Genomic DNA, 23,905 nt, shown 5'->3' with positions numbered 1-23,905 from the left:
TGAGGGAAAGGGCGCGATCAAGCGCGCCCCTTCAAAATTGATCGGATTAGGGCTGCTCGATACCCAGCGAGGCCGGATCCACTGTGGCAGCGCCAAGGTCCTGCAAGGTGTAGGCAAAAGTAGCCTCGAGGTTCGCAAACAGTTCTTGAGCTTCTTCACCGTGTTGACCACCGACATCATAGTTGTTTGCAGAGGCCCATTCGGCGACGGTGTCGGAAGCAATAGCTTGCTCGAAGGCATCACCAAGCGCGGCCTTTACATCGTCCCCGGCTGAACTGTGAACTGCAAACCCGATGGCCTGTTTGAGCGGCAAATACTGATCGAGACCGTCATAGATGCCAAAGGCAGAAGGCACTGTTGCCCCTGCAATCTGCGCATCTTCGGGCGTCAACATCGCGAGCGGTTTAAGTTGACCGCCTTCAATCAACGGAGCCTGTTCAGCCAGTGACGTCACAACCAACGCAACTTCACCCGCTATCGCTGCTTCCTGACCTGGCGCTGAGCCTTTGTATGGAACAAACTTGAACTCAGTCCCTGACCCTTTTTCGATGGCCAGAAGGTTCAAGTGGTGGATTGAACCTGCGCCGGAAGCCGCCGCGGGAATAGTGCCAGGAGCGGCTTTCGCAGCGTCGACCAGTTCTTCCAGCGTATTGTAAGGGCTGTCCGCCGGGACCGAGATCAGATCAGGTGATCCGCCAACAATGAACGGATACCAAAAATCAAATTTCTTATCCCAACCACCCTGCACAGCAGCGGTGACGTTCGACTCTGACAAACCAACCAATGTATAGCCATCGTCTGGTTGGTTCATGACGTAAACCATACCATTGGAGCCTGCGACACCACCTGTTTGATTGATCACATTGATCGAGACCGGAAGGTGTTTTTCCATCTCGGCCATGATCATCCGGTTGATCGTATCCGTACCTCCTCCGGCCCCCCAGACTACAGCTGTGGTGATATCACGATAGGGATAATCCTGCGCAGCAGCTGCCCCTGTAATCCCGGTCGCCATCACGGCTGCGGCCGCCAACCGCCCTAGCTTTAGTTTCATTTCCAAGTCCTCCCAAACATCTTTGCGTTTATTATTGCATTTATTTGCGTATACATTAAAGAATGCATTGTCAACGTACTGTAGTGGAAGCTGCTATCGCGCTATGAATGCGAAACGGGAAGGAAGCGGGCCAAGATGAAAAAAATGTACGATGTTGCGGTGTTCCACGGGGACGGGATCGGCCCGGAAATTATGGCCCCTACGCTTGAAATCCTGCGCCAGCTCTCGGGCAACAGTCCCAGCTACGAGCTGGCGTTTACAGACGCGCCGGCAGGCGCAGGCCACTACGCCAAAACAGGAGAATCGTTTCCGGCTGGATCACTCGAAACTGCACGCAATGCTGACGCAATTCTGCTGTCTGCAATGGGTTTGCCGGATGTTCGCTACCCTGACGGAACCGAGATTTCACCGCAGATTGATTTGCGAAAGAAACTGGGACTTTTCGCTGGTGTGCGTCCTGTAAAAGTAAGCAGCGGACAAATGACCCCCTTGGCGCTGCCCCCCGGAAAAGAGATCGACTTTGTCTTGATACGCGAAAGCACGGAAGGGCTGTTCTTCACCCAAGGCGCTGGCGAAGTTACCGATGACGAAGCACGTGAAACTCTGCTGATCACGCGTGAGGTGTCCGAAAAACTGTTCCGGTTCGCGTTTGAGCTCGCCCAGAACCGCAAAAGAACCGGGCGCGGTCGGGGTCGAGTTACATGTGTCGACAAAGCCAATGTATTCCGCGCCTTTGCGTTCTTCAGATCGATGTTTGATGCAGAAGCCGCCCACCATCCCGAATTACAGGCAGACCATGCTTATGTTGATGCTACCGCTCTGTGGATGGTTCAAAAGCCTTGGGAATTTGACGTTTTGGTCACTGAGAACATGTTCGGAGACATCCTCTCTGACCTTGGTGCGGGTCTCATGGGTGGTCTAGGACTGGCGCCATCAGCGGATATCGGGTTGAACCACGCTGTATTCCAACCCTGCCATGGTTCCGCTCCGGACATTGCGGGACAGGGTATTGCCAACCCGTTTGCGATGATCCTGTCCGCAGCAATGATGCTTGAATGGTTGGGGTTCACCCATGATCATCCAGACCTGTCCAGCGACGGCGAACGATTGCGTGAAGCCGTGGAAAAGGTGACGGCGAACGGACAGAACCTGACCCGTGACCTAGGTGGAACGGCCGGGACGCAGGGTGCCGCGGCATCGGTATTGGAAGCAATGCGGGCATGAATACTCAACAAGCCATCAGGGTCGCGTGTGTGGGTGCGGGGTATTTCAGCAGGTTCCACTACGAAAGCTGGTCCCGAATGCCCGGAGCGGTTCCGTTTGCATCCTGCAACCGTGATATCAACAAGGCGAAGGAAACGGGACTGGCCGCTTACGATGATCTGTCAAAAATGCTGGGGGCGGAAAAACCAGATCTCGTGGACATCATCCTTCCACCTGTGGCACAGGCCGACGCCATCCGAACGGCACTGCGGTTTGGTATCAAGTGGCTGATCTGCCAAAAACCTTTCTGCATGTCATTGGATGAAGCTAAGAAAATCGTCTCCGAGGCTGAAACAGTAGGCGCAACCATTGTCGTGCATGAAAATTTTCGCTTTCAGCCCTGGTATCGTGCGATCAAGGTGGCGATGACCGAGGGTCGAATTGGAACACCTCTACAAGCGACTTTCCGGCTTCGACCCGGCGACGGACAGGGACCACGAGCCTACCTAGACCGGCAGCCGTACTTTCAGGACATGCCGCGTTTCCTGGTTCATGAAACAGCGGTTCACTGGGTAGACACGTTCCGGTTTCTATTCGATGCGCCCAGCGCAGTTTATGCGGACTTGCGCCAAGTTAACCCCGTTATCGCGGGCGAGGACGCAGGTTACATCCTGTTTGACCACCCCAACGGTTTGAAAGCTCTGTTCGATGGCAACAGGTGCCTTGACCACAGTGCCGAAAATCTGCGTCAGACCATGGGAGAAGCCCTCATCGAAGGAACGGAAGGATCACTGGTTCTTAACGGCGACGGTTCAGTTGACCTCCGCGCTTTTGGAAAACAGGAGCGACAGCAGATTCTACCTCCAAGCGATCATGATGGGTTTGGAGGAGACTGCGTCCACGCCTTGCAAAGTCACGTCGTTTCAGGCCTTCTAAGAGGCACGCCGTTGGAAAACACGGCTCGAGACTATTTGGACGTGATCCGCATCGAAGAGAACATCTATCTCTCGGCTGCGGAGGGACGAAAGATCAACCTGGAGACGCCGTGAAAGATCAGGACGCAAAAACTCTTTCCAATACGCAACGCGCTGTTAGGGATTTGCGAAAGATGATCCTGTCCGGCGAACTTGCAGCCGGAACTGACCATCTGGAATCGGAACTCGCCGAGACCCTTGGCATGTCCCGCACCCCGATACGGGAAGCTGCACTGATGTTGGAAAGTAAGGGGTTGCTAGAAATGCGGCCACGAAAGGGCGTGCGGATACTGCCTGTTTCATCAGACGATATGCGTGAAATTTACGACATACTAACGGAACTTGAGAGTCTCGCAGCACAGCGCGCAGCCGAAGCGGGTTATTCAGAAGATGAACTGGCGGTACTTGCTGGCTCAATTGCAAAGATGGACCAAGCCATCGAAGCCGAAGACCTAGAAGCCTGGGCCGAGGCCGACGAGTTGTTTCACCAGGAGCTCGTTCGGTTGGGCGGCAACAAACGTGTCGAAGCGATTGTCGCCATGATGAGCGACCAGGTACGTCGCGCGCGCGCAACGACATTGTTCATCAGGCCCCTGCCTGTCAAATCCAATGAAGATCACCGGGTTGTTTTCCAAGCGATTAGTGAAAGTCGACCGGATGTCGCCCGTGAACGTCATCGAGAACACAGGCTGCAAGCACAGGCTATGCTTTGCGGGATACTCGAAAAGCATCGGCTCACCAGCCTCTGATCTTCTCGTGTCCGGTCGTTAATCAACTAAAATAACTGCCTATTTTCGGCATAAAAGGCGCTACGAATACTTGTCTACAACGGCAGTCCGCCGTTGCCTTCGGCTGTTTTGATTTACTTTTTTCAAGTCACTCAACCAATCACTGCATCGATTGGGGTTGATATAGTACGGATTCGTATTAAATTAGTTCGATATCGTACTATTGGAGAGTCAAGATGCCAAACCGAAGACGTTTTCTCAAGATTCTAGGCGGAGGCACAATACTGGCGGCAAGCGGTGCGGTTGCGTTCCTCGCTACACGCACGCCGCATGCCGCGCTGGCTCCGTGGACGCCAAAACCGTATGACGACCCACGCAAAGCCGCTTTGTCCTACGCAATTCTCGCCCCCAATCCACACAACTTGCAACCTTGGCTGGTCGAGTTGGTTGGACAAGACAAGGTGCGCATCCACCGTGATCCTGATCGCGAGCTTCCTGAAACCGATCCTTACAACCGCCAGCTCTATATTGGCCTCGGCGCATTTGTTGAGACGATGATTCTAGCAGCAGGTGCTCTCGGGTTCGATACCAAGGTCAAGTTACTGCCAGATGGGGATGACGGACCCATCGCAGAAGCAGTGTTCGTGCCGGGCGGGACATCCGATCCACTATCAGATCAAATCCTCAAACGGCATTCCAACAAAGAACCATACACTGAACAGCGGCTGTCCGAGGCGGAAACCTCGGTCCTTGAAAACTATGCCACTCTGATTTCCGATGAGGATCTAGTGGCCCGTGTTCGAGACCTAACGAAACGCGCTTTTGAAATCGAAATGCGTACACCGCAGACCTTGAAAGAGTCCGTCGACCTCATGCGGATCGGGAAAGCAGAAATCAACGCCAACCCGGACGGGATTGAATTACGTGATCCCATGCTGGAAACGCTGCGACTTACCGGCTTGTTGGATAATGAGACCCTTATGAACGTTGACCACCCAGGCACTCAGTCACACATGCGAGGCTACTTCGCCATGCTAGACGCGACGCCGCAATACGCAATCCTTACGACAGCCACAAATACGCGAAGCGATCAACTCGATGCCGGACGTCAATTGATGCGTTTTTATCTGAAGACAACCGAAATGGGCCTGGGCGTTCATCCGGTCAGTCAGGCCCTTCAGGAGTATCCTGAGATGGCCGATGAATACGCTCTGGCGCATGAGCTTCTTGCGTCGCCGGGCCACACGGTGCAAATGTTGCTGCGTTTGGGGTATGGGCCTGAACCAATTGCCACACCCCGCTGGCCGCTGGAGACACGAATTCTGAATGAAGCCTGAGGATGAGCCCAACGAAGTCTACCGGTTCTTCACCGAGGTCGGGATCATCAATCAGTTGATCTCGACCAAGCTTGAAGCGTTCTTACCTGGCAGAATGACCGCAACCCAATTTGGCATATTGGGCCACCTGGTCCGGCGCCCCGAGGGAGAGACACCACTGCAACTTTCGAAAGCGTTTCAAGTGCCCAAAACTTCGATGACGCACATGCTCTCCAGTCTTGAAAATCATGCCCTGATTACCCTTGAATCCAACCCCAATGATAAGCGTTCGAAAATTGCTCGGTCTACACCGGAAGGCGTAGAGTTATTGAAAGCTTGTATGGAGCAGATGTCAGAAGCTCTTGGTCCAGTTTTGTTCGAACTGGGGCCTGAACCGTTTCACAGTTCTTTACCTAATCTGACCCTCATTCGCGAAACATTGGACCGTGAGCGGGACTAGGCGCAACCTGCGTCAGCTCAAGCAAGCAGTAAAATTCTCAAAACATCTTAAAGTCTCCGCCCGTGGGAAGCAGCAGTGATCCTTCCGGCAAGGTGCGCGTGTAGTCAAATGTCACAATCTTAGAACGTGGAAATTGATAATGAACGATGTGCTTCAACGCATGGTGTATGCAATTCCCGTTTGGCAATGCCACAACCACCAGAAGCACAAACCATATTAAGGCGCACGTTCAGAGAGAAAGAACAGCTCAATTGGCTGAGCAAGGCCACGTATTTCGTGATCTCCACAGCTGACGAACATGTTTGGTGAAGCACTTGCAACAGCTGACGTCGCCAAAACTCTCCGACCGATTGATTTTGTTAAGCCTTCAATTCGGCTTGCGACGTTTACCGCGCCGCCCAGAACTGTAAAGTCAAGCCTGCCGGGGCTGCCGATATTACCGTAACTGACCTGCCCAACGTTAATTCCAACACCAATGTCCAAAGGCGGTTTTTGAATGCCGTCTCGTCGTGAATTGAGAGAGGTCAAACCACTCAATATGCTCTGGGCTGCGAACGCTGCCATGCGGCATCGGTCGGCGTGGTCATTTTGAGTTTCAATAGTAAAGACTGATAGGATGCCGTCGCCCATGAACTTGAGAACGTCTCCACCGTTGTCTTCTACGGCTTTGACCACCAGATCAAAATAGTCAGTAAGCGTGTCAAAGATTTCTTCTTCCGGAGAGGTCTCGGAAAGTGCCGTAAAGCCTCGCAGATCAGAAAACATAACCACGGCATCCAGAGTTGTTCGCTCACCGCGCTTTATATTGCCGCTCCAGACTGCCTCGGAAGGTCCATCTCCTAAATAAGTTCGAAGTAAACCTTTAGACGATTTGCGCATCGTTACGGGCTCAAGAGCGGAAGAAAGGCCCGGTAATGCCGCTTCAATCAGTCTTAGATGCTCCAGAGAGAATCCGCCCGGCGACTGCGTAACAAAGGTGCAACCATGCAACGATCCATCACCGTAATAGAGCAAAGTAGCATAGTAGTCAGTGCCGCCCTGCTCTGCAAATTCCAGATAGGATGAATGCTCTGTTTCTAAGTCCAGTTGCCGGAGACTTTTGTGAAGTGGCTTTCTGTTCGCAAGAATATACTCGAATGAGCTCCCGACATAACCATCTGTCAACATCGTCTCATGGGTGACGTCGTAGCTGTCGGTGCCTTCAGGCGTCCAAACTACCCCCCAAGCAATAAGCAATGGGTTGGCAAAGCGCTGGCCAATGTTTGTTCGCCACAGCGGAACTCCGGCCTCGATCAAGGAGGAACAGAACTGTGACACCACCTTTACGGGATCGCCGGAGCGACGACCTTCTGTAATCATCCATTCGGTTAGTCGAGCGACTTGTTCCATGGAACCAAGTTAGTCGCTTGAAAAAGATGAGCAAAGACTATTGAAATTGCATAGTCGCTTGTATTTATTGAGCCGCCCAATCTGATTGGTGCAACAGAAGATTGCAGCCCCTCGCTTGGGCGAACTTCAATAGAAACCAATCCTACTGATATCTACGAGTACTTCGTGATCGCGCCCGAAGGCTACAACTCCAACTGAAGTGATTTCGTCAGCAACGGGAATAGCGCGTAACATAGCACCTGAAGCCTTGAAGTCAGACAGAGGTAAAGAGACTTCGGTCCATTCTTCAGAAGTTGCGAACTGGGCCTGATAGTATTGCCATGGAAGCACCGTGCCACGTGTCCTGAGGTGAACGAAGTATTGTTCGCCGTTGCCCCGGACCAAGAGCCTGACGCCCGAAACACTCGCATCTGGTCGATCAGGCAACTTGCGTCGAAACTGGATGAAGCCACCGTTGTTTTCTGTACTCACGGTTCCGGTCAGCCGCGCGAATGCAACTTCACCTTCCGAACGAAACTGCACCTGCCCTGAAGAGACCCCTCCCATAACAGTGTCGGCAACGTAGTCCCAACGCGTCTTTGGAGCCTCGGAGAAGTCCTCAGCAAGATTTCCATCAGCCTGTGCCATAGTAGATCCGATGATAAATAGACCTGAAACAAGCCCAACGAAGTTGCCACGCATATTGTTCTTCCTCAGTTCAATATCGCAATGGAAAGGTTAAGCGCCGTGGCAAATGCGACCCATGCTAAATACGGCAGGAAGGCCAGTGCAGAGACTCGATCAATGTGCCTGACTTCAGCGATGAACACGACGATGACAGCCAGCAACGCGACAATGACCACAAGGGCCACCCACGGCATTTGCAATACGAAAAAGGTTGGGGACCACAAGAAGTTCAGACCCATCTGCGCCCACCACAACTTCATTTTGGTGGAGCTTCGGCCTGCTTCGAACTGGCGCCAACCCGCCATGGCGATCAACACATAAAGCACCGTCCAGACCGGGCCAAATATCCAATTTGGTGGATTGAAAGCAGGTTTAGAAAGCTGCGCATACCAATCGCCAGGTGCAGTCAGTGTACCGATCAGGATGCCACCTCCCAACACAAGCGCAAGAAATGTTATGCGGATCAACCAATTCGACATTGTAGGATAGCTTTCAACAGTCCTTGGTCGTCACATGGACAAGCGCGTCCGAAGAGAAGGTCGCAGTCCAGGTCTCATCCGCGTCGGAATAAGACACCGTAGCACCTTCGATCTCCGACCCTGTTACGGTGATTTCGCGTTGCCCGATGGTGTCATCTACATCGATGGTAAAGGCTAGAGTGTCTCCGGCTGCGAGGGAGGCGATCTCAAGTTCAATTGTATTTTGCCCGTCCATAACCGAAGGAAGTTGACGCAGTGCATCTGCACCCTCAACGAATTCGAGAGGTTGGAATACCTCTACACCTGCGCCTTTTTCGGTAACGTCGAAAATCAGACGTCCGGCAGATTGCGACAAGTCGATTTTGAGGGTCGAGGCATCTACTTCGCACGCTCCGACATTTGTCAAAACAAAACGGTCCTTGGGTGCGCCTTCTATGAAACGAATTTGTACGCCAGCTTGAAGCGAAGTAGCTGCAAACAATCCAAGTGTCGCGGTAAGAATACTCTTCGAAAGCATAATTATCTCCTTTCTAAAAGGTTCTTGATAGATACGCTTCGGCGGGTTTCTTGGATCAGACTTACGTCGTTTGACTATCGTGGTTCAGCCGACAGGAGTCTTCAAAGTTACATGCACCGTGGTCAGAACGGTTAAGTTAAAACATGCCATTGTCATTCGCGCTTATTGCTGGAATTTCCTGAAGAACATCCCAGTGCTCGACAACCTTACCTTCAACATCCAGGCGAAAAATATCGATCCCTGCGTACTCAAGACCATCGGGCCAGATTTGGTGGCAATGCAGAACAACGTGGTCGTCTTCAGCAAAGGCGCGTTTGATGTCCACTCGCTTTCCGGGGTATTCGGCAGCCATGCGCTCGAAATACTCGACAAAGGCTTGCTTGCCGTCGCCAACATGTGGGTTGTGCTGCGTATAGGTTTCACCAACAAAGGTTGCTATGGCCTCGGCAGGTCGACACTCGTTGAACATCATTTCGTAGAAAGCGATGACGTTTTTCTTGTTTGTTTCGAGGTCCGGCATGCTGATCTCCGAATCGACGTTTGTACCGCCCAAAAATGTTGGTCCGAGTAATTCTTGGAAGCAACCCGGCAAGGATCTCGACCACTAGTCGGCAGGAGCTTGATTTTGCGTTCCAACTATTTCGAGGGCTAGCCACTTACTCGGTTTCTTCGAAGTCTATATGAATATGATTTCCATCAGGATCGGCCACATGGATTTGGACCATTCGAGCCCCTGGGACGTCAGTTTTGCGGTACTGGATTTGACCCGAGATCAGTTTTTCTTCGAATGCGCTCAGCCCCGTGGCTGAGAGCGCAAAATGCTCGAGCTTGAGCTTCACTTCGGAGCCGACATTTGGCGTGCCTTCGCGACCCACAAGGTGAACCACGGCGTGATTACCCGCATACAACCAAGCCCCGGAAAACGGAAAATCAGGGCGGGCCCCAGGTCTCAAACCCAGGACCTCTTCATACCAAGTAACCATCTCAGGCAATTTTGTCGTCACGATATTTACGTGATCTAGACGTTCAATTCTCATCTAAAAACCCTCAAGCACGAGCTTTCCTTTGGCCTTGCCACTTTGGAGGATAGCATGCGCTTTCATTAAGTTTGCAGCATTGATTGTACCAAGTGTATCGGTTGCTGTGGATCTGATCTTTCCATCGTCTATCAACCCGGCAACCTGATTCAGAATTTCGCTTTGACGGTTTATATCTTCAGTCCCAAAAAGCGAGCGAGTGTACATGAACTCCCAATGCAATGAGATCGATTTGGGTTTGAATGGCGCGATGTCAAAGGTCTCAGGATCATCGATCAACCCAAAGCGACCTTGAGGTGTCATCACCTCTCCGGCTTGAGCCGCGTAAACCTGGGAATGGTTCGTTGAAAAGATGAAATCCACGCTTTCGATACCGAGAACCCCGAGTTGTGTGCCAAAAGGTTCCGCATGGTTGATGACATGATGTGCGCCAAGCTCTCGAACCCAGTCTTGTGTCTCGGGTCGGGACGCAGTGGCAATCACCGTCAAGTCAGTGAGAGCCCGCGCCAATTGAATGGTAATTGACCCGACACCGCCTGCGCCACCAATAACCAGTAACGTATTGGTCCCGCCGAAAACGGCATCTTGGACTCGCAAGCGGTCGAACAACATCTCAAAGGCAGTAAGCGTCGTTAGCGGCATCGCCGCAGCTGCTTTTGCAGGTATGGATTTTGGCGCGGCTCCGACAATACGTTCATCAACCAGATGAAACTCAGCATTGGTTCCCGGTCTGTTTATCGCCCCGGCATACCAAACTGTATGTCCCGGACTAAAAGTCTCAACCGCTTCGCCAACTGCTTCGACGATCCCTACTGCGTCCCACCCCAGAATATCTGGTGCTGCACCTGCAGGCGCTCGTTTTTGACGAATTTTCGTATCGACTGGGTTCACTGACACGGCCTGCACCTTGACCAACAAGTCGTGCCCCTTCGGCGTCGGTCTGTCGGTATCGAAGTCGATTAAGGCATCCGCCCGCTCAATCGACCCTGTCTCACGGTATCCCACGGCTTTCATAACGTGCTCCTTTGTCCGGTTCTGTATCAACTGATGATTGTCATCTCATTCAACGTGAACTCTGCAACGGCGCCCTCTGTTGCTTCCAGGTACGCCGCAAGGTGCGGAGCACCCATGTGGGTTTGCCAAAGCTCTCGGCTTTCCCAGTTTTCGTAGAACACGAAATGAGCCGGGTTGTCGTTGTCCTGGTGCAGGTCATAGTTAATGCAACCCTCTTCGGCACAGGTTATATCGATGAGCTTGATCAGCTCACCCTTTACGAGGTCGATCTTGTCGGGGTTGGCTTTGATGTTGGCGACGATTGTCAACTTGGCCATTAGAATAGGTCCCTTGTGTATTGGCGCGATGCGTTAGATTTACGCCGCAGTACTTTCGGGATAAACGGGGTATAATCGAACATATAATCCGGAAATTCCGTTTAATGCATTTAGACAATCTTCGCTTGTTTCTGACCATAGCCGAGAAAGGCAGTCTTGTGGCCGCGGCGCGCGAGACAGGGATGTCGAGCACGACAGTGTCCGAGCGGCTCGCGGCTCTCGAGGCACATTACGGAGTGGTTTTGTTCAACCGCACCACCCGTTCCATTAGCCTTACCGAAGAAGGCCGGACACTAGCTGACGGAGCAAGAAGCATACTCAGTGAGGTTGCGGACCTGGATACACTTGTTCGGCGCGGCGCCGAAACTCTGTCTGGCCCAATTCGCATAAGCGCGCCCATTGACTTGGGACGTAGCTTTGTTTCCGAGGTTATTGCCGAATTCACCGAAGAGAACCCTGCTGTCTCAATCGAACTGTCCCTCTCGGACGGCTATGTCGACCTTGTGGGCCAGGGTTTCGACCTCGCCGTTCGCTTCGGCAACATCACAGACAGCTCGCTCAGGTTGCGAAATCTAGGAAGCTACCAACGTTTCGTATGTGCGTCCCCAAGTTACCTGGCCTCATTCGGAACGCCTGAAAAACCAGAAGATCTATTAAACCACAACTGCTTGGTCATGAGGTTTGGCGACATGATCGACAACGTTTGGGAGTTTGGATCAGGACCAAGTGCCCAGCGCGTATCGGTAAAAGGAAATCGAATAGTCAATGATGGATCACTCATCCGCGATTGGGCGATTACAGGCCATGGAGTCGTATTGAAGTCGGAGCTTGATGTCGGCGACGATGTTCGATCTGGCAGACTTGTCTCTGTCTTGCGCGACTTCCTCCCACCGCCGAAACCTTTGCAAATGATGTTTCCGCCTAGCCGAGCCCAACCACGTCGCATAACGGCCTTAGCTGAGCATTTGCGTCGCAAATTTGGTGTGAGTTAAGGCCGCAGGGGAAGACACTAAATCGCTTCTGCGATTGGCTGCGCTGTTCACGCCTGTCCTAGCTGTTAGTGAATCAATTGAATCGAAGAGGAATATCTAAGCCGTAGCTCAGGATAACCTTCAGTAACCGCCCTTTTGGCCGGAAACTGCTGCAAAGGCGAATATCTTTTAGAGGCGAACATTCCGGCGGGTTGCACCAACTGATAGCCGCTAAGACTGCTCAATGAATTTCAGAGTCACGTGTACCAAGTCTGTGCCAGCATCTTCTTGGATGAAATGCCCGGCTTTTGGTAGCACGGTATGGTTTCGACCGGCGGCTCCTGGGATCGACTTTTGGAACACTTTGTCTACTCCTGCCATGACCCTGTCATCTTCTCCAAAAACGGTCAGAACGGAGTGTTGAGGGTCTTGAGGGTTTTCCATGCGGCTCGGTTGGCTTCTGAAGCAGGGTTGTCGGGTTTGTCGGGCACCAACATTGGAAACTGTCGAGCGCATGCCAGATAGCGCGCATCCGGGAACGGTGCGTTGTAGGCTGCGACCTCTTCGTCGGAAATCTTGGATGTTGTGCCACCGAATACAATGCGTCCCGAATTAAATTCAGGAACGGATTGCGAGTATTCCCGCCATGAAAGAAATGCCTCGCCCAAGGGCGTGTCACCGGTGGGCAAGGCCGTGTTTGCAACAACTACCCGAGAGAACCGCTCGGGCATACTCGCAACCAGCCGCAAGCCGATGAGTCCTCCCCACTCCTAGCAAATCAATGTGATGCCCGTTAGGTCAACTTTCCGCAACCACTCGGACATCCAGTCTACATGGCGTTGGTAGGTGAAGTCGGATCGCTCACTTGGCTTGTCCGACCGTCCAAACCCAATCAAATCAGGAGCCAGAACTCGATGGCCCGCATCTTTGAACAACAAAATCATGCGCCGATACAGGAAGCACCAGGTTGGTTCTCCATGCATCAACAATACTGTCTGTGCCTGTGCCGGTCCCTCGTCCCAATAGTGCATTCGGAGACGACCGCCTTCGGTATCTTCCACATCAAGATAGTTCGGGCCGAATGCGAAATCTGGCAACCCGTCAAACCGATGATCAGGTGTTCGAAGGAACTTCATTGTGAACTCTCCAATATGCCGACGATATTGGCCAAGCAACAGTGATCGATGAAACAAAAACGGTCCAGTACCAGCGTATGTCGACGTCAGGTTTGCATTTGTTCGCCGCCCTTCTTCTCTTGCTCGCAGCGAAGGTCCATTTGCATAGATCTCGGATCTGCTGCTCCAACAAAAGGATTGGTCTCAAAGACCTCATCTTACCAGTTCTTCTCAGCTGAAGCAGAGTTCATCAATGCGGATCGCCAAGAAGCGCATCAGAAGAAGAGCGCAAGTCCGGTCATTGAGACAACCAAGAAAAGTAGAGTCATGATTCCACCCGAGCGAACGAAATCGACCACCCGGTAGCCTGCCGGGCCCATGATCAACGCGTTCACTTGGTGTGTTGGGATCAAAAATGAGTTGGACGTTGAAATTGCCACGGTGAGAGCAAACACAGCCGGATTGCCACCCGCGGATACGGCAATAGAAACTGCTAGCGGCACCAGGAGGACAGTTGCGCCTACATTGGACATGACCAGCGTGAACGCAGTCGCCAAAACGGCGATCCCTGCTTGCAACGACCAGATCGGCCAACCCTTCAGGAGGGCCAACACATGCGCGGCAATCCAATCCGCAGTGCCAGTGTTCTGAACTGCTTGGCCCAACGGGATCAGCGAAGCCAGTAGAAAGACTGTGCTCCAACTGATCGACTCGTAGGCTTCATCAATCGATAACACCCGGCTCAAAACCATGCCAACAGCGCCAATTAATAGGCACAGCGACAAACGCAGATCAGAGAACAGAATTAAGCTCAACGCTATAAGGAAGAAGGCGAGCGCCCAACCGACCTTGTGTGGTCGTAACTCTTCCTGGGGAAAGTCCGAAGTTACGACGACAAAATCCCTGTCCGACATCAGTCGTGTCAGACGGTCCCACTGCACGTGCACCACACACGTATCACCGGCCTGCAAAGGGACTTGCCCGATATGCGTTGCAGCATGATCTTCAGTTTCCACATGGCTCAGTGTTTCTTCGCCTCGCTGAATGGCCAACAAAGATAGCCCATGTGTCTGACGGAGACGCAAATCAATCGGAGTCTGGCCGATCACTGAAGAACCGGGGGGAATAACAACCTCTGCCACCCCCGATTGAGTCGCGGCGAAATCATCCGCAAAGACATCTAGTTGGGGTAGTATCTCTAATCCGTAAGGCTCAGCAAACTGATGCTCAACCACCCGACGCAGGCCAAGCACTGCGAGCCGCGCAGGGGCTTCGATCTTGGTATCCGCCATCGGCGCGATGACCTTGTGGCCGCGATAGGATGTGCCGAGAATGTAAATGTTATGGGCGACCATGACATCCGCGAGCGTTTGTCCTATCAAGATCGAGCCTTCAGGAACACGAATCTCGAACATATCAGCCCTAAGCCCATAGGTGTTTTCGACATAAGTCTGCATGGACCTAGCTGAGCTTGCGTCTTCTCCACGCTCCCGCTGCGTTGGGAGGACCCAACGACCAAAGAGCACAAAATAAAGCACCCCTGTCAGCACCAGCATCACACCGATAGGCGTGACTGAAAACAACCCAAATGTCTCCATTTGTTGATTAGCCGGAAGGGATGAATTTGCCGAAACAATCAGGTCATTCAACAGGATGAGGGGCGACGACCCGACCAATGTGATCGTACCACCCAGAATCGCGCAAAACCCCATGGGCATAAGCAACCTACTCATCGGGATTTCCGTACGTGCTGAGATGCGGCTCACAACAGGCAGAAAAAGCGCAGCAGCTCCCACGTTCTGCATGAAAGAACTGATGACACCAACCGTTGTTGATATTATGGGAATTATCTGGGCCTCTGTCGTACCACCATTTTTGAGGATCAAGGCAGCGACCTTTGACATAAGTCCAGTCTTATCAAGCCCAGCCCCAATTACCATAACTGCGATGATGGACATCACGGCGTTCGAGGAAAAACCTTCAAAGAGCTTGGATACATCGGCTAGATTACCTAGCCCCGGTAGATAGCTCAGTGCGCCAAGCAGTACCATTACAAGAATTGCTGCGACATCGATCCGTATAATCTCGGTAACAAAAAGTAAGACCGTAAAAGACAATAGACTCAGTACGGCTATCATTTCGTACGTCAGTGTTGGTAATTCCATATCGTACTCCCAACCTAACGTTACCTGACTACCAGCAAATACGAAGGACCAACTCTGCGCAGCAGATAAGGCCAAAATCCCTCAGGCCGACTTACGCAGCTCGTTTTCTCGGACGAGGTATCTGCTGAAACCTGGATTTCGCCAACTCAAAGAGACGCTGAAGATAAACTCAAAAGCCTCTCTTAATCACTGCAATCGGAGGGAAGCAGTCCATTCATAGACTTGTGACAGAACCCCGCTTCAAGAAAGGATATTGCCGTACCCGCGAAGTGAGCGCGTCCAAACCGGCGCGCTCACTCTATTTGGTATTGCCTGTCACCAAGGAGTTAAGAGTGATGCATCACTCTGCGGCAACCGCTTTCTCCTCCAGTGCCGGGTAGTCGGTGTATCCTTTTTCATTACCGCCGTAGAGGGTAGTTGCATCCAGCTCATTCAGCGAGGTGTCTTTCTCCAGCCGACTGACAAGATCCGGGTTGGAAATGAACGGTCGGCCGAAAGCCACCAGATCGACGGCACCGGTCTTAACCGATTCAATCGCCATTTCGCGGTCATAAGCGTTGTTGCCCATTTTCGCACCGTCAAACAATTCATAGAGCGCCTTCAGATCGCCACCTTCCGGAATATCGCGCGGGCCGCCGGTCTGTCCCTCCACGAGATGGAGATAGGCCAGCCCATAACCATTCAGCAATTTGACCGCATGGGTGAATGTCGCCTGTGGGTCGCTGTCGGAGATGTTGTTGGCGTCCGAGAATGGGCTGAGGCGGACACCAACGCGGTCGGCGCCCCAGACATCGACAACCACGTCCATGACCTCTTTCAGGAACCGTGCTCTATTCTCGACAGGACCGCCGTATTCGTCTTCACGCTTATTGGATTCGTCCCGCAGGAATTGATCAATAAGGTATCCGTTGGCTGCGTGGACCTCGACACCGTCGAAACCGGCCTCTTTGGCGTTTTCCGCGGCCCTCCGGTAGTCCGCAACGATGCCAGCAATTTCTTCGATGGCCAGAGCCCGCGGTTCAGATGTTTCAACAAACTGCTCACCATCAAACGTCTTGGCCTTAGCTCCAATTGCGGATGGTGCAACAGGGGCGCCACCGTCCTGTTGCAAGCTGGTATGGGAAATCCGACCCACATGCCAAAGCTGGATCACGATCTTGCCACCCTTTGCATGGACGGCCTCAGTCACTTTTTTCCAGCCTTCTATCTGTGTTTCGGAATAAATGCCGGGCGTCCAGGCATAGCCTTTGCCTTGAGGCGAGATTTGAGAAGCTTCTGTGATGATCAGACCAGCACCCGCCCGCTGGGCGTAGTATTCGGCCTGCAATTCATGAACGCTGTCATCTTCTGCCCTTGCCCGGTTGCGGGTCAGTGGCGCCATGACAACGCGGTTTTTCAGCTCGATTGCACCAGCTTTGATGCCGGAGAACAGTTTTTCATCAGCCATTGCTGCTTCCTTCTTTGGTAAACTTCGTTCAGATATTATTGGACCAATCAGTCCAATATTAGGGTCACTGTCTCATGATTGAGTTTGTTTTAGGTTTCATTTCTTTATGGCGGCGGGAGGCCTTATGGCGAAATCACCAACCGGGCTTGTTTCAGGGTTTGCGATATCTGCTCAGCGGGAACGCCCGCCTTGCGCAAGGCTAGTGTTCCGATTGCAAGGGACGCAAAGGCGCGTGCCTTGTTGAGGGCCTGTCCCGGATCCGAAGGCTCAAGCGCTCTCGCAATAATCTCGTCAATATTCTCCAAATGCTGCCGCCCGAGAGCCGCCACTTCATCATTATGAGGAGCAAGTTCCGTCAGGCAGTTGATAAGCATGCAGCCATCACGGCCGCCTTGCGGGTTCGCCAAAGCTTCCATTATCGCACCAACAGGGTCATCTCCGCCTGCATCAGCAACGTCACGCAGCTCTTTCAAACCACGCCTTGAATAGTGGCTGAGGGCTTTGTGAAACAAAGCCTGCTTGTTGCCGAACGCACCATAGAAGCTAGACCGACTCAAACCCATGGCCTTGGTCAGATCGTCCAGGGACGCGGTCTCGTAGCCCTTGTGCCAAAATACACACAAGGCTTTTTCCAATGCCTCAGCTTCGTCAAAGGCACGAGGTCTACCTGGACCTGCGGATGATTTGATGTCGCCATTTGGGAGAGTTTTTTTGCTCATGCGCATGATTTGGAATGATTGGTCCAGAAATTCAAGGTGGCGGTAGGAAATTTTTGGAATGGTCAGTCCGTATTGTGACCAGAGAAAGGAATTTAGGTCGGTAGAAATACAAAACCTCCCCATCCCGCTTGGTGTCACGCTAATCTTAGGATCAGGACTGTTTGTCATTTTGCCGGAGTGTCAGACGACGAGGATCTTGATCGTAGAAAAGAGAGCCCGCGCTCGGTACTAGTTTCCAACACTGGACAGAATGACTGGCGGCTTTGTCCAACGCGTTGATGTTGATCACTAACAAACCAGAGATTGGTTCGGTAGATTCATGGCCAATGCCCTCAGCTTGTGAGGATTAATACTCCAATGAGTAACAAAGCCAAGAATTCAGAACTGGTTTTACGAGCATTAGAACGGCGGGTCATCGTAAGCAAACCAACAATAATTTCAGCGCGTTAGGCAAAAAAACGAGGTTAGCTGAAGTTTAATTTGCCCAATGTGAACTTCTTAACTTTGGTTAGAACGGTTTTTTGGCAGTATCGTTTCATGAGTTGTTAGTGAGTTCAGTGAGTAAGTAGATGTATTTGCATAATTTCGAGGGGCATTGTTGCGCGGTCAATGACATCCGGATGGATGATTTTGCGCGTGAGTATCCGTTGCTGGACGATGTAGGCGTGCACGCACAATGGCAGAAGGGCTCCTGGCAGATCACGCGGATAGCCGACATCTGGACACGAACCGGGAAGGTACTTTCTTTACCTTACAAAGGAGCCAACGCCTATCCATCTTTCCAGTTTGCTCAGGATGGAACCCCGCTTCCTTTGATGGAAAAAGTGTTGAAAGCCCTGCCACGTGAAATGACCCCGTGGCAATGCGCGTTCTGGTTAACCTCACCCAAACTGGAACTCGGAGGGGAAAGCCCGGCAAATCGCATTCAGATCGGCGATGATTGCATAGTCGGTATCGCAGGCGATGCTGGTGGTCTGATGGCAGCTTAGTGTTAGCTTTTGGTCACTCATACGTCGTACAGCATCTGGCAAATTCGTGTCTCCCCTGCTTTTTCTGCCTCCGGCAAGAATCGCGAGATCAGGGCACTTAATTGTCCATTCTCTTCTGAGAATTCAGAGACAATACCAAGCAGCCCATCCATAAATACGAATGGCCAAGAGCATACTGAAATACGGGTACTAACTAGGTCTTCGAATATCGATACCCGTTGGAGAAAATCCCACCAACAAGTACAACTGCTCTGCAAATCTGTTATCTGCCGCTACGCGTAGCGGAAACTCAAAAAACTCGGTTTCTGCATATTTCTGTCAAACAGACTTCACCGCTCAAATACAGCCATCATCTGCCTGCGCAATCGCGCCAGATCCTCATCCACACTAGCGGTAGGATCGCACGTAAATGTTGGCAAAGCCTCCACACGGATCGTCCCGCTGCGCGGTAAATGTTTGCCGCGTGGAAGTAGACTATCGCTGTCGTGGATGACAATGGGGGTGATCGTGCGACCGGTTTCTCGGGCGACTAATACAGCACCCGCCTTAAAGTCCCCTAGCGATTCTGTTTTGGCCCGGGTGCCTTCTGGGAATAGCACAATGGAACAACGGGCAGGCATTTCCCTGACAGCCTTTGTCAGCGTATCCATGGCCGTTGAACCGGAATCCCGGTTGATAGGGACGAGACCCGCTCCATCAAAACCAGTACGCAGGAGTTTGCTGTTCCAGAACTCTGATTTCGCCGCGAAAGTGAACCATTTGGTGTCGGGCACCACATGCATGAGACTGAAGCCATCGAGATGGCTACGGTGGTTAACCACGATGATGCTGTTGGTGTCGGCGGCGAGGGCATTCTTTTCCTCAGGACGCATCTCGACGCGGATGCTGAGGAGCCACAGCAGGCGGGAACATGACCGTTTCACCAGGCGCCAATACCAACCCCGAAACCCTCTGCGCCGAACGCAAAGAAGAGGGGCAAAGGCCACGAAGAGGAAATAAAACAGGCCGACAAGAACCAGTATAGCGCGCTTGATAAGGCGTATTGGCAATGGGTCAATGGCGCGAGTAGCGCGGTCTTGACCGTCAGGTGAAAAGGGCATGACGTCCTCTGATAGGGCCTGTGGCTGGTGCGTAAGCCATGAATAAATGCCACCGGAGGTCCTCCGGCAGCGCTTTGACATGCGCCACTTGCGAAGGAAGACAGCCACCGCACACCTCTCTATCTGTCGAAGTCAGTACCAGATCAATGAGAAAAGACGACGTAGCGGAATGTATCTTGGTGCTTCAGTCTGACTTGAGTAACAACTGACCGGCCTTGGCATAGAATATCGGTAAGAGCCCAAAGTTACATCATCGGTCGAGAGCATCCGCAATTAGTTTGGCAAAGGTTCGGAGCTCGTTGTTCCCCGGATTCGGGATTGGTTTGAAGGTGATTACTTCTTGCTCGATGTAGCGTCGCGAGATGACATCGTACTTGTCGAGAAGCGGTATCAGATGCGCATGAGCATGGGCGACATCACCACCCGAGAATTGAAATGCCACACGCTTCCTAGACCCGAAACCAGCACCATACCGGAAGCCAAACATTTCATCTGACGCACTACTTTGGCAGCTGGTTGGAAGGAGATATCAATTGCACTGATCATACCTGTAGTCCCCGTATTCCAGCCAGTTTGCCGAGCCTTCGCTAAAAATCAGAAACTCGGACCTGTCCTCCCCAAGGAGGGCGACGACAAATCCGGCGGGCGGCTCAGAGTTTCCGAAGTAACTGTAGGCCGTCATGGCTCTGATCGGCTCGCCGTTAACCGTTACTCGCGCGTCCCACTCCCCCTCTGGATTGTCCAAAATTACGGGTTCGATCACGCGCTCTATCGCTCCGCCACCACAATAGACGATGCCTTCGGGTGCTTCGTATGAGGCCTCTTGGCTAACATCCGAGTTGCACGCAGAACGAAGGGACCGAATTGCTGCGCTGGAACCTTTCAAGTCAAAAATTCCGTAGCTGACATCTTGATCAATCATCGACAGATTAACCGATGCATTAGCCGCAAGCTGGTCCAGAACAAAACCATAGTCCGGCTGACTATTGAAACTGACCTCGACGGGATAGTTGTCGACGATCTGCACGGCAGCGTTTTCTGCGCCAACCTGAAATGCTCCAACTTCGGTGGTGCCGTTCTTCAAGAAACGAATGGAAAGCCCCTGCTTGTCCGCAATGTCCTGGCTGTCCTCGAATCCAGCCGGAGCAAAGCGAATACGGTCACACTGAAGTTCCAGCGTCATGTTTCCTGTCTGAATAAACGCATTGGGGTTGGGCCCGGAGCTGAAAGACCACTCCGCTGATGCTGTGGTCGCCACTGCCATCAGTAGCATTCCAATGGAAATGGTTTTGCAGCTCATTTTTTTCTCTCCATTGAGTTACGGTTCGCACTGTCGTTCAGCAGAAGTTCCAGCCAATTGCCCGGACAGCCAGATCAGGAAACAGGTTCGCCGTATTCGTTTGCGCCTTCTTGGGGAGGTCGTGTCAGCCACCAGATCATCAGAATGGACAGAACCAATTGAAGGATTGAGACAACAACGATACCGGTCACACCCAGGACGGCCGCAGGTCCTCGCAATGCATCGGGATTTTCGGTCCCTTGCTCCAATACCGAAAAGAACGCCACCCCACCCAGCATAACAAATAGCGTTGTAATGCTGAGCGCCATCGGCAGCAGCAAATACCAGCCAGGTCGTCCTGTATCATGCAGCCTTCGCCAACCGGCGGCCAGCATAGGTATGAGAACAGCCAGCTGGAAAACAGAGGACAGGACCCGAGATCCTTGCCCAGTTTCTGGGTTGGTCCCGAATATGATCGTATCCAGCACAGCTAAACCAGCACTCACGAGAACCACAAACAAGAAGAACCACCAGTATTCTGAGCGTATAGCCCGACCGGAGAACTGGAAGTATTTCGAGAAACACGTCTTAACGGCTTCACCAAATCCCATCTTTCAATCCCTTCATTGTTTCTGTGCGGCCTCAAATCGCTTCGCTGCTCAGGGGAACACACTCGCAGCTCCCACTTACTTTTTTGCTTGAACGCAGAGGCCTATCGTACGAGAGCGTAGAGAAATTTACGCGCGGAAAAAATATTGATTTATTAAAAATTAGATTCAAACATGCGAATTCGACACAACTTTATTTTACCTCCGTTGTTGTCGTTGCTGCTCGCTGTGCCGAGCCCTTCCGACTGCTGGAGTGAGTGCTAGCGGTCGGAAGGCACTTTATAATGATTGAGCGCTGGGAGGACGCGATGCTTAGACTTAACGAACTCGCCCTCTCTCCTGAATTCGCTCTAGCGTTTGCTAGTGGCGTCATTCAGCCTTCGCACGTTATTGGCGGCCCCGATAGTCAACAAAATATCGTCCCGCCGACCAAGCCCCCCACGGCGCCCCCCACGGCAAGTTTTGGGAAAGGTAGTCACAGGATCAAGGTATGTTCAATTGGCTGCACAGGCGCGAGAGCTTCAAACAAGCGCATCCAATTTCACTAATTTCAAGGGAACCAGAGGGAGAAGAAAATGTCTAACAAGATGGTGATGATTGCGGGCGCAACTTGTTTCACACTGCTTGCGGCCTGCGACGATACGAGTACATCAAGCGCGTCCGCCGAGCTCACGCCGGCTCAGCAGGCGTGTTTGCGAGATGTAGCCAATACGACAAACAATTCGCAAGTCGTGGTGCTCTCATCCGCGTTTAGCGAGGCGGGAACACAGGTCACAGTCGGCGTTGGCGAGGATCGTGCTCCTTGGAATTGCATTGCTTACAGTGATGGCGCGACAGCTGGTATCGAGTTCCTGGGCGACGAAGGCGCATTGTGATCTGTTTGGTGCGCAGCTGAATACGGTTGCGCAGTACCGGTTCGCTCTTCAGAAAGCTCGACTTGGCCTGTCGGATACGCCTTTCAAAGCGTAGCGTGGGCATCCGTTTCGGATCATCGGATGCCTCAATAAACCGATCAGGAGTTTTGTAAACAAAGCGAAACCTCTACAAGAAGGAGTCCTCCATGAGTGCTAGATTTGTCCTTCTGCTTGCTGCCGTCGGCCTCGTGCCAATTGCGTTATCATACGGTCTAATGCCCGGCAGTTCGATCCCAGTTTTGCTGGGTTTTCCTGTGGAAGGGACGAACCAAACCCACGTGTTCCGAGCGATTATGGGTCTTTATCTGGCAAACGCTTTGTTTTGGTTGGCGGCCGCTTCGAAACCAGAATTACAACGCCCCGCGCTGTGGGTTCTATTTTTGTTTATGTCGGGACTGGCCGTTGGACGCATACTAAGCATTTTTATCGATGGAGTTCCGAACGGGATACTTCTCTTTTACCTTGCGGCCGAGATAGCTTTTGCGGCTCTGGCGGCGGTTTCCCTGACAAAAATACGATAAAAAAGGAAGTGGTAAAATGGTGAGGTTTGGCTTTGTTCTCTCGATGATTGCAACTTTTTCGGTTGCGACATCCGCTTTTGCACAATCGACATCTGTCCAGACCGCGGTGGACGAAAACTTCTTAGCGCTTGAGACTGCCGTTGACGAAGCGGGAGCTACTCCAATCGCATCGATAGATCACGCGCGCTTGGCCAAAGCTGAAGGCGTAGCAATGCCAGCATCACGTGTACTCATTTTCTCTGATCCAGAGATAAACACGCCCATTCTGGAAGAGAACGTACGAGCAGGTCTGGACCTTCCTTTTCGCGTTCTTTCCTTCGATCAGGATGATCGCCCGCAGATCGCCTATACAGACTCTCAGTTTCTCAAAGTGCGGCATGGTCTGAATGACACACAAGCGTTAAATACATTTCATAGCAAGATGCTCGAAGTTCTAAACAACTTGGATGCAACACCAGCGCCGACCAACGGGTTGTTTACCGACTATGGGGTCATCGAACTGCGATCTCAGCTCAGCGTACCAGAGGCAGTCGAACGTCTCAGGGCAGCCGTGATGGGGCAGGACGATACTGTCTGGTTTGGGGAAATCGATTTTGCGACCGAAGCGTCCCATCTGGGGGTGGAACTGCCGGATGCAGTTCTCTTACTGTTCGGCGGACCAGCACCCGGTGGCGTGGCTATGGCGGGCTTTCCGGCAATTGGTTTGGATGCCTTTTGCCAAAAACTATTGGTTTACGCGAATGAAGAAGGCGGCTCCGTAGTCATTTTCAATGACATCGCTGCCTTGGCAGAGTTGCACTACGGTTCCTCAGCCGAGCCTCATCACGGTTTGAACAAACGGCTTACCGCAACATTTCGCACTGCAATTGAGTAGCCGCTGGTTGGAAGTCACAATTTTTCTGAATTGCTATATTCCGTATTTG

General features: G+C 52.2%; 28 protein-coding genes. 10 read left to right on the top strand and 18 right to left on the bottom strand.

Going from position 1 to position 23,905, the window contains the following annotated elements; all coding sequences use genetic code 11:
* Positions 1 to 46: 46 nt before the first annotated feature.
* The gene (locus AC2FFP_RS18450; protein WP_496705752.1) at positions 47 to 1,054 is read right to left on the bottom strand and encodes a Bug family tripartite tricarboxylate transporter substrate binding protein; all 1,008 of its coding nucleotides are present in this window, start codon (positions 1,052 to 1,054) and stop codon (positions 47 to 49) included.
* 135 nt (positions 1,055 to 1,189) lie between these two features.
* On the opposite strand from AC2FFP_RS18450, the gene AC2FFP_RS18445 reads away from it, so the two are divergent.
* The 5 genes from AC2FFP_RS18445 to AC2FFP_RS18425 all read left to right on the top strand — a co-directional run bounded on the left by AC2FFP_RS18445 (position 1,190) and on the right by AC2FFP_RS18425 (position 5,735).
* Positions 1,190 to 2,278 carry an isocitrate/isopropylmalate dehydrogenase family protein gene (locus AC2FFP_RS18445; RefSeq protein ID WP_496845048.1) on the top strand — a complete coding sequence of 363 codons (1,089 nt, stop codon included), beginning with the start codon at positions 1,190 to 1,192 and terminating at the stop codon, positions 2,276 to 2,278.
* Positions 2,275 to 3,306, top strand: a complete 1,032-nt coding sequence (locus tag AC2FFP_RS18440) for a Gfo/Idh/MocA family protein (protein ID WP_496845049.1) — start codon at positions 2,275 to 2,277, stop codon at positions 3,304 to 3,306. Before AC2FFP_RS18445 ends, AC2FFP_RS18440 begins: the two co-directional genes overlap by 4 nt.
* On the top strand, positions 3,303 to 3,980 hold the full coding sequence (locus tag AC2FFP_RS18435; protein ID WP_496845050.1) for a GntR family transcriptional regulator: 678 nt from the start codon (positions 3,303 to 3,305) through the stop codon (positions 3,978 to 3,980). The genes AC2FFP_RS18440 and AC2FFP_RS18435 overlap by 4 nt, the downstream gene beginning before the upstream one ends.
* A gap of 215 nt (positions 3,981 to 4,195) precedes the next feature.
* Complete coding sequence (locus tag AC2FFP_RS18430; RefSeq protein WP_496845051.1) at positions 4,196 to 5,296, top strand: Acg family FMN-binding oxidoreductase; 1,101 nt, start codon at positions 4,196 to 4,198, stop codon at positions 5,294 to 5,296.
* Positions 5,286 to 5,735, top strand: a complete 450-nt coding sequence (locus tag AC2FFP_RS18425; RefSeq protein ID WP_496769897.1) for a MarR family winged helix-turn-helix transcriptional regulator — start codon at positions 5,286 to 5,288, stop codon at positions 5,733 to 5,735. Before AC2FFP_RS18430 ends, AC2FFP_RS18425 begins: the two co-directional genes overlap by 11 nt.
* A gap of 216 nt (positions 5,736 to 5,951) precedes the next feature.
* On the opposite strand, the gene AC2FFP_RS18420 is transcribed toward AC2FFP_RS18425, so the two are convergent.
* From AC2FFP_RS18420 to AC2FFP_RS18385, 8 genes are all read right to left on the bottom strand, one after another.
* Positions 5,952 to 7,124 (bottom strand): adenylate/guanylate cyclase domain-containing protein, encoded by a 1,173-nt coding sequence (locus AC2FFP_RS18420; RefSeq protein ID WP_496769895.1) that lies wholly within the window; start codon positions 7,122 to 7,124, stop codon positions 5,952 to 5,954.
* 126 nt (positions 7,125 to 7,250) lie between these two features.
* A complete protein-coding gene (locus AC2FFP_RS18415) occupies positions 7,251 to 7,805 on the bottom strand; it encodes a CIA30 family protein (RefSeq protein WP_496769893.1) in 555 nt (184 codons plus the stop codon).
* 11 nt (positions 7,806 to 7,816) lie between these two features.
* On the bottom strand, positions 7,817 to 8,269 hold the full coding sequence (locus tag AC2FFP_RS18410; protein ID WP_496769891.1) for a TspO/MBR family protein: 453 nt from the start codon (positions 8,267 to 8,269) through the stop codon (positions 7,817 to 7,819).
* A 13-nt stretch (positions 8,270 to 8,282) separates the two neighbouring features.
* Complete coding sequence (locus AC2FFP_RS18405) at positions 8,283 to 8,786, bottom strand: aggregation factor core (protein WP_496769889.1); 504 nt, start codon at positions 8,784 to 8,786, stop codon at positions 8,283 to 8,285.
* Between the two features lie 136 nt (positions 8,787 to 8,922).
* A complete protein-coding gene (locus AC2FFP_RS18400; protein WP_496845052.1) occupies positions 8,923 to 9,306 on the bottom strand; it encodes a nuclear transport factor 2 family protein in 384 nt (127 codons plus the stop codon).
* Positions 9,307 to 9,442: 136 nt separating this feature from the next.
* Positions 9,443 to 9,823, bottom strand: a complete 381-nt coding sequence (locus tag AC2FFP_RS18395; RefSeq protein ID WP_496727397.1) for a VOC family protein — start codon at positions 9,821 to 9,823, stop codon at positions 9,443 to 9,445.
* Complete coding sequence (locus AC2FFP_RS18390) at positions 9,824 to 10,837, bottom strand: zinc-binding alcohol dehydrogenase family protein (RefSeq protein WP_496881332.1); 1,014 nt, start codon at positions 10,835 to 10,837, stop codon at positions 9,824 to 9,826.
* A gap of 26 nt (positions 10,838 to 10,863) precedes the next feature.
* Positions 10,864 to 11,154 (bottom strand): putative quinol monooxygenase, encoded by a 291-nt coding sequence (locus AC2FFP_RS18385; RefSeq protein WP_496769882.1) that lies wholly within the window; start codon positions 11,152 to 11,154, stop codon positions 10,864 to 10,866.
* A gap of 104 nt (positions 11,155 to 11,258) precedes the next feature.
* Between AC2FFP_RS18385 and AC2FFP_RS18380 the strand changes: the two genes are divergently transcribed.
* A complete protein-coding gene (locus AC2FFP_RS18380; protein ID WP_496769880.1) occupies positions 11,259 to 12,146 on the top strand; it encodes a LysR family transcriptional regulator in 888 nt (295 codons plus the stop codon).
* A gap of 386 nt (positions 12,147 to 12,532) precedes the next feature.
* Here AC2FFP_RS18380 and AC2FFP_RS18375 read toward each other — a convergent pair whose 3' ends face one another.
* From AC2FFP_RS18375 to AC2FFP_RS18355, 5 genes are all read right to left on the bottom strand, one after another.
* Positions 12,533 to 12,856 (bottom strand): alpha/beta hydrolase family protein, encoded by a 324-nt coding sequence (locus tag AC2FFP_RS18375; protein ID WP_496881331.1) that lies wholly within the window; start codon positions 12,854 to 12,856, stop codon positions 12,533 to 12,535.
* 39 nt (positions 12,857 to 12,895) lie between these two features.
* Entirely contained in the window at positions 12,896 to 13,261 is a 366-nt protein-coding gene (locus tag AC2FFP_RS18370; protein ID WP_496769877.1) for an alpha/beta fold hydrolase, read from the bottom strand.
* Between the two features lie 254 nt (positions 13,262 to 13,515).
* Positions 13,516 to 15,405 (bottom strand): SLC13 family permease, encoded by a 1,890-nt coding sequence (locus AC2FFP_RS18365; protein ID WP_496881330.1) that lies wholly within the window; start codon positions 15,403 to 15,405, stop codon positions 13,516 to 13,518.
* A 340-nt stretch (positions 15,406 to 15,745) separates the two neighbouring features.
* Positions 15,746 to 16,852: an alkene reductase gene (locus AC2FFP_RS18360; RefSeq protein WP_496780717.1), complete on the bottom strand. Its 1,107-nt coding sequence runs from the start codon at positions 16,850 to 16,852 to the stop codon at positions 15,746 to 15,748.
* A gap of 122 nt (positions 16,853 to 16,974) precedes the next feature.
* Positions 16,975 to 17,739 carry a TetR/AcrR family transcriptional regulator gene (locus tag AC2FFP_RS18355; protein ID WP_496881329.1) on the bottom strand — a complete coding sequence of 255 codons (765 nt, stop codon included), beginning with the start codon at positions 17,737 to 17,739 and terminating at the stop codon, positions 16,975 to 16,977.
* A 452-nt stretch (positions 17,740 to 18,191) separates the two neighbouring features.
* Between AC2FFP_RS18355 and AC2FFP_RS18350 the strand changes: the two genes are divergently transcribed.
* Positions 18,192 to 18,560, top strand: a complete 369-nt coding sequence (locus tag AC2FFP_RS18350; RefSeq protein WP_298855186.1) for a hypothetical protein — start codon at positions 18,192 to 18,194, stop codon at positions 18,558 to 18,560.
* Positions 18,561 to 18,889: 329 nt separating this feature from the next.
* On the opposite strand, the gene AC2FFP_RS18345 is transcribed toward AC2FFP_RS18350, so the two are convergent.
* From AC2FFP_RS18345 to AC2FFP_RS18330, 4 genes are all read right to left on the bottom strand, one after another.
* A complete protein-coding gene (locus AC2FFP_RS18345; RefSeq protein WP_058282256.1) occupies positions 18,890 to 19,660 on the bottom strand; it encodes a lysophospholipid acyltransferase family protein in 771 nt (256 codons plus the stop codon).
* A gap of 250 nt (positions 19,661 to 19,910) precedes the next feature.
* Entirely contained in the window at positions 19,911 to 20,102 is a 192-nt protein-coding gene (locus AC2FFP_RS18340; protein ID WP_496881328.1) for a hypothetical protein, read from the bottom strand.
* An 87-nt stretch (positions 20,103 to 20,189) separates the two neighbouring features.
* Positions 20,190 to 20,960 carry a hypothetical protein gene (locus AC2FFP_RS18335; protein ID WP_496769872.1) on the bottom strand — a complete coding sequence of 257 codons (771 nt, stop codon included), beginning with the start codon at positions 20,958 to 20,960 and terminating at the stop codon, positions 20,190 to 20,192.
* Between the two features lie 74 nt (positions 20,961 to 21,034).
* A complete protein-coding gene (locus AC2FFP_RS18330) occupies positions 21,035 to 21,550 on the bottom strand; it encodes a DUF805 domain-containing protein (RefSeq protein WP_496769870.1) in 516 nt (171 codons plus the stop codon).
* Between the two features lie 572 nt (positions 21,551 to 22,122).
* On the opposite strand from AC2FFP_RS18330, the gene AC2FFP_RS18325 reads away from it, so the two are divergent.
* The 3 genes from AC2FFP_RS18325 (at position 22,123) to AC2FFP_RS18315 (ending at position 23,856) form a co-directional block, all read left to right on the top strand.
* A complete protein-coding gene (locus AC2FFP_RS18325) occupies positions 22,123 to 22,422 on the top strand; it encodes a hypothetical protein (protein WP_117870867.1) in 300 nt (99 codons plus the stop codon).
* A 185-nt stretch (positions 22,423 to 22,607) separates the two neighbouring features.
* Positions 22,608 to 22,982 carry a DUF4345 domain-containing protein gene (locus tag AC2FFP_RS18320; protein ID WP_496769868.1) on the top strand — a complete coding sequence of 125 codons (375 nt, stop codon included), beginning with the start codon at positions 22,608 to 22,610 and terminating at the stop codon, positions 22,980 to 22,982.
* Between the two features lie 16 nt (positions 22,983 to 22,998).
* Entirely contained in the window at positions 22,999 to 23,856 is an 858-nt protein-coding gene (locus AC2FFP_RS18315; protein ID WP_496780720.1) for a DUF302 domain-containing protein, read from the top strand.
* The last annotated feature ends 49 nt before the right edge of the window (positions 23,857 to 23,905 follow it).

The organism is Ruegeria sp. YTSC004, assembly GCF_059609805.1.
This window is presented reverse-complemented; position numbering and strand designations above follow the sequence as displayed.

Bases quoted from the DNA above. Each gene is read 5' to 3' on its own strand.
- AC2FFP_RS18425 (WP_496769897.1), top strand. From the start codon at position 5,286: ATGAAGCCTGAGGATGAGCCCAACGAAGTCTACCGGTTCTTCACCGAG.
- AC2FFP_RS18405 (WP_496769889.1), bottom strand. From the start codon at position 8,786: ATGCTTTCGAAGAGTATTCTTACCGCGACACTTGGATTGTTTGCAGCT.
- AC2FFP_RS18410 (WP_496769891.1), bottom strand. From the start codon at position 8,269: ATGTCGAATTGGTTGATCCGCATAACATTTCTTGCGCTTGTGTTGGGA.
- AC2FFP_RS18385 (WP_496769882.1), bottom strand. From the start codon at position 11,154: ATGGCCAAGTTGACAATCGTCGCCAACATCAAAGCCAACCCCGACAAG.
- AC2FFP_RS18325 (WP_117870867.1), top strand. From the start codon at position 22,123: ATGTCTAACAAGATGGTGATGATTGCGGGCGCAACTTGTTTCACACTG.
- AC2FFP_RS18415 (WP_496769893.1), bottom strand. From the start codon at position 7,805: ATGCGTGGCAACTTCGTTGGGCTTGTTTCAGGTCTATTTATCATCGGA.
- AC2FFP_RS18395 (WP_496727397.1), bottom strand. From the start codon at position 9,823: ATGAGAATTGAACGTCTAGATCACGTAAATATCGTGACGACAAAATTG.
- AC2FFP_RS18440 (WP_496845049.1), top strand. From the start codon at position 2,275: ATGAATACTCAACAAGCCATCAGGGTCGCGTGTGTGGGTGCGGGGTAT.
- AC2FFP_RS18335 (WP_496769872.1), bottom strand. From the start codon at position 20,960: ATGAGCTGCAAAACCATTTCCATTGGAATGCTACTGATGGCAGTGGCG.
- AC2FFP_RS18355 (WP_496881329.1), bottom strand. From the start codon at position 17,739: ATGACAAACAGTCCTGATCCTAAGATTAGCGTGACACCAAGCGGGATG.
- AC2FFP_RS18430 (WP_496845051.1), top strand. From the start codon at position 4,196: ATGCCAAACCGAAGACGTTTTCTCAAGATTCTAGGCGGAGGCACAATA.
- AC2FFP_RS18330 (WP_496769870.1), bottom strand. From the start codon at position 21,550: ATGGGATTTGGTGAAGCCGTTAAGACGTGTTTCTCGAAATACTTCCAG.
- AC2FFP_RS18420 (WP_496769895.1), bottom strand. From the start codon at position 7,124: ATGGAACAAGTCGCTCGACTAACCGAATGGATGATTACAGAAGGTCGT.
- AC2FFP_RS18345 (WP_058282256.1), bottom strand. From the start codon at position 19,660: ATGCCCTTTTCACCTGACGGTCAAGACCGCGCTACTCGCGCCATTGAC.
- AC2FFP_RS18320 (WP_496769868.1), top strand. From the start codon at position 22,608: ATGAGTGCTAGATTTGTCCTTCTGCTTGCTGCCGTCGGCCTCGTGCCA.
- AC2FFP_RS18370 (WP_496769877.1), bottom strand. From the start codon at position 13,261: ATGAAGTTCCTTCGAACACCTGATCATCGGTTTGACGGGTTGCCAGAT.
- AC2FFP_RS18375 (WP_496881331.1), bottom strand. From the start codon at position 12,856: ATGCCCGAGCGGTTCTCTCGGGTAGTTGTTGCAAACACGGCCTTGCCC.
- AC2FFP_RS18365 (WP_496881330.1), bottom strand. From the start codon at position 15,405: ATGGAATTACCAACACTGACGTACGAAATGATAGCCGTACTGAGTCTA.
- AC2FFP_RS18350 (WP_298855186.1), top strand. From the start codon at position 18,192: ATGGATGATTTTGCGCGTGAGTATCCGTTGCTGGACGATGTAGGCGTG.
- AC2FFP_RS18400 (WP_496845052.1), bottom strand. From the start codon at position 9,306: ATGCCGGACCTCGAAACAAACAAGAAAAACGTCATCGCTTTCTACGAA.
- AC2FFP_RS18315 (WP_496780720.1), top strand. From the start codon at position 22,999: ATGGTGAGGTTTGGCTTTGTTCTCTCGATGATTGCAACTTTTTCGGTT.
- AC2FFP_RS18445 (WP_496845048.1), top strand. From the start codon at position 1,190: ATGAAAAAAATGTACGATGTTGCGGTGTTCCACGGGGACGGGATCGGC.
- AC2FFP_RS18450 (WP_496705752.1), bottom strand. From the start codon at position 1,054: ATGAAACTAAAGCTAGGGCGGTTGGCGGCCGCAGCCGTGATGGCGACC.
- AC2FFP_RS18360 (WP_496780717.1), bottom strand. From the start codon at position 16,852: ATGGCTGATGAAAAACTGTTCTCCGGCATCAAAGCTGGTGCAATCGAG.
- AC2FFP_RS18390 (WP_496881332.1), bottom strand. From the start codon at position 10,837: ATGAAAGCCGTGGGATACCGTGAGACAGGGTCGATTGAGCGGGCGGAT.
- AC2FFP_RS18380 (WP_496769880.1), top strand. From the start codon at position 11,259: ATGCATTTAGACAATCTTCGCTTGTTTCTGACCATAGCCGAGAAAGGC.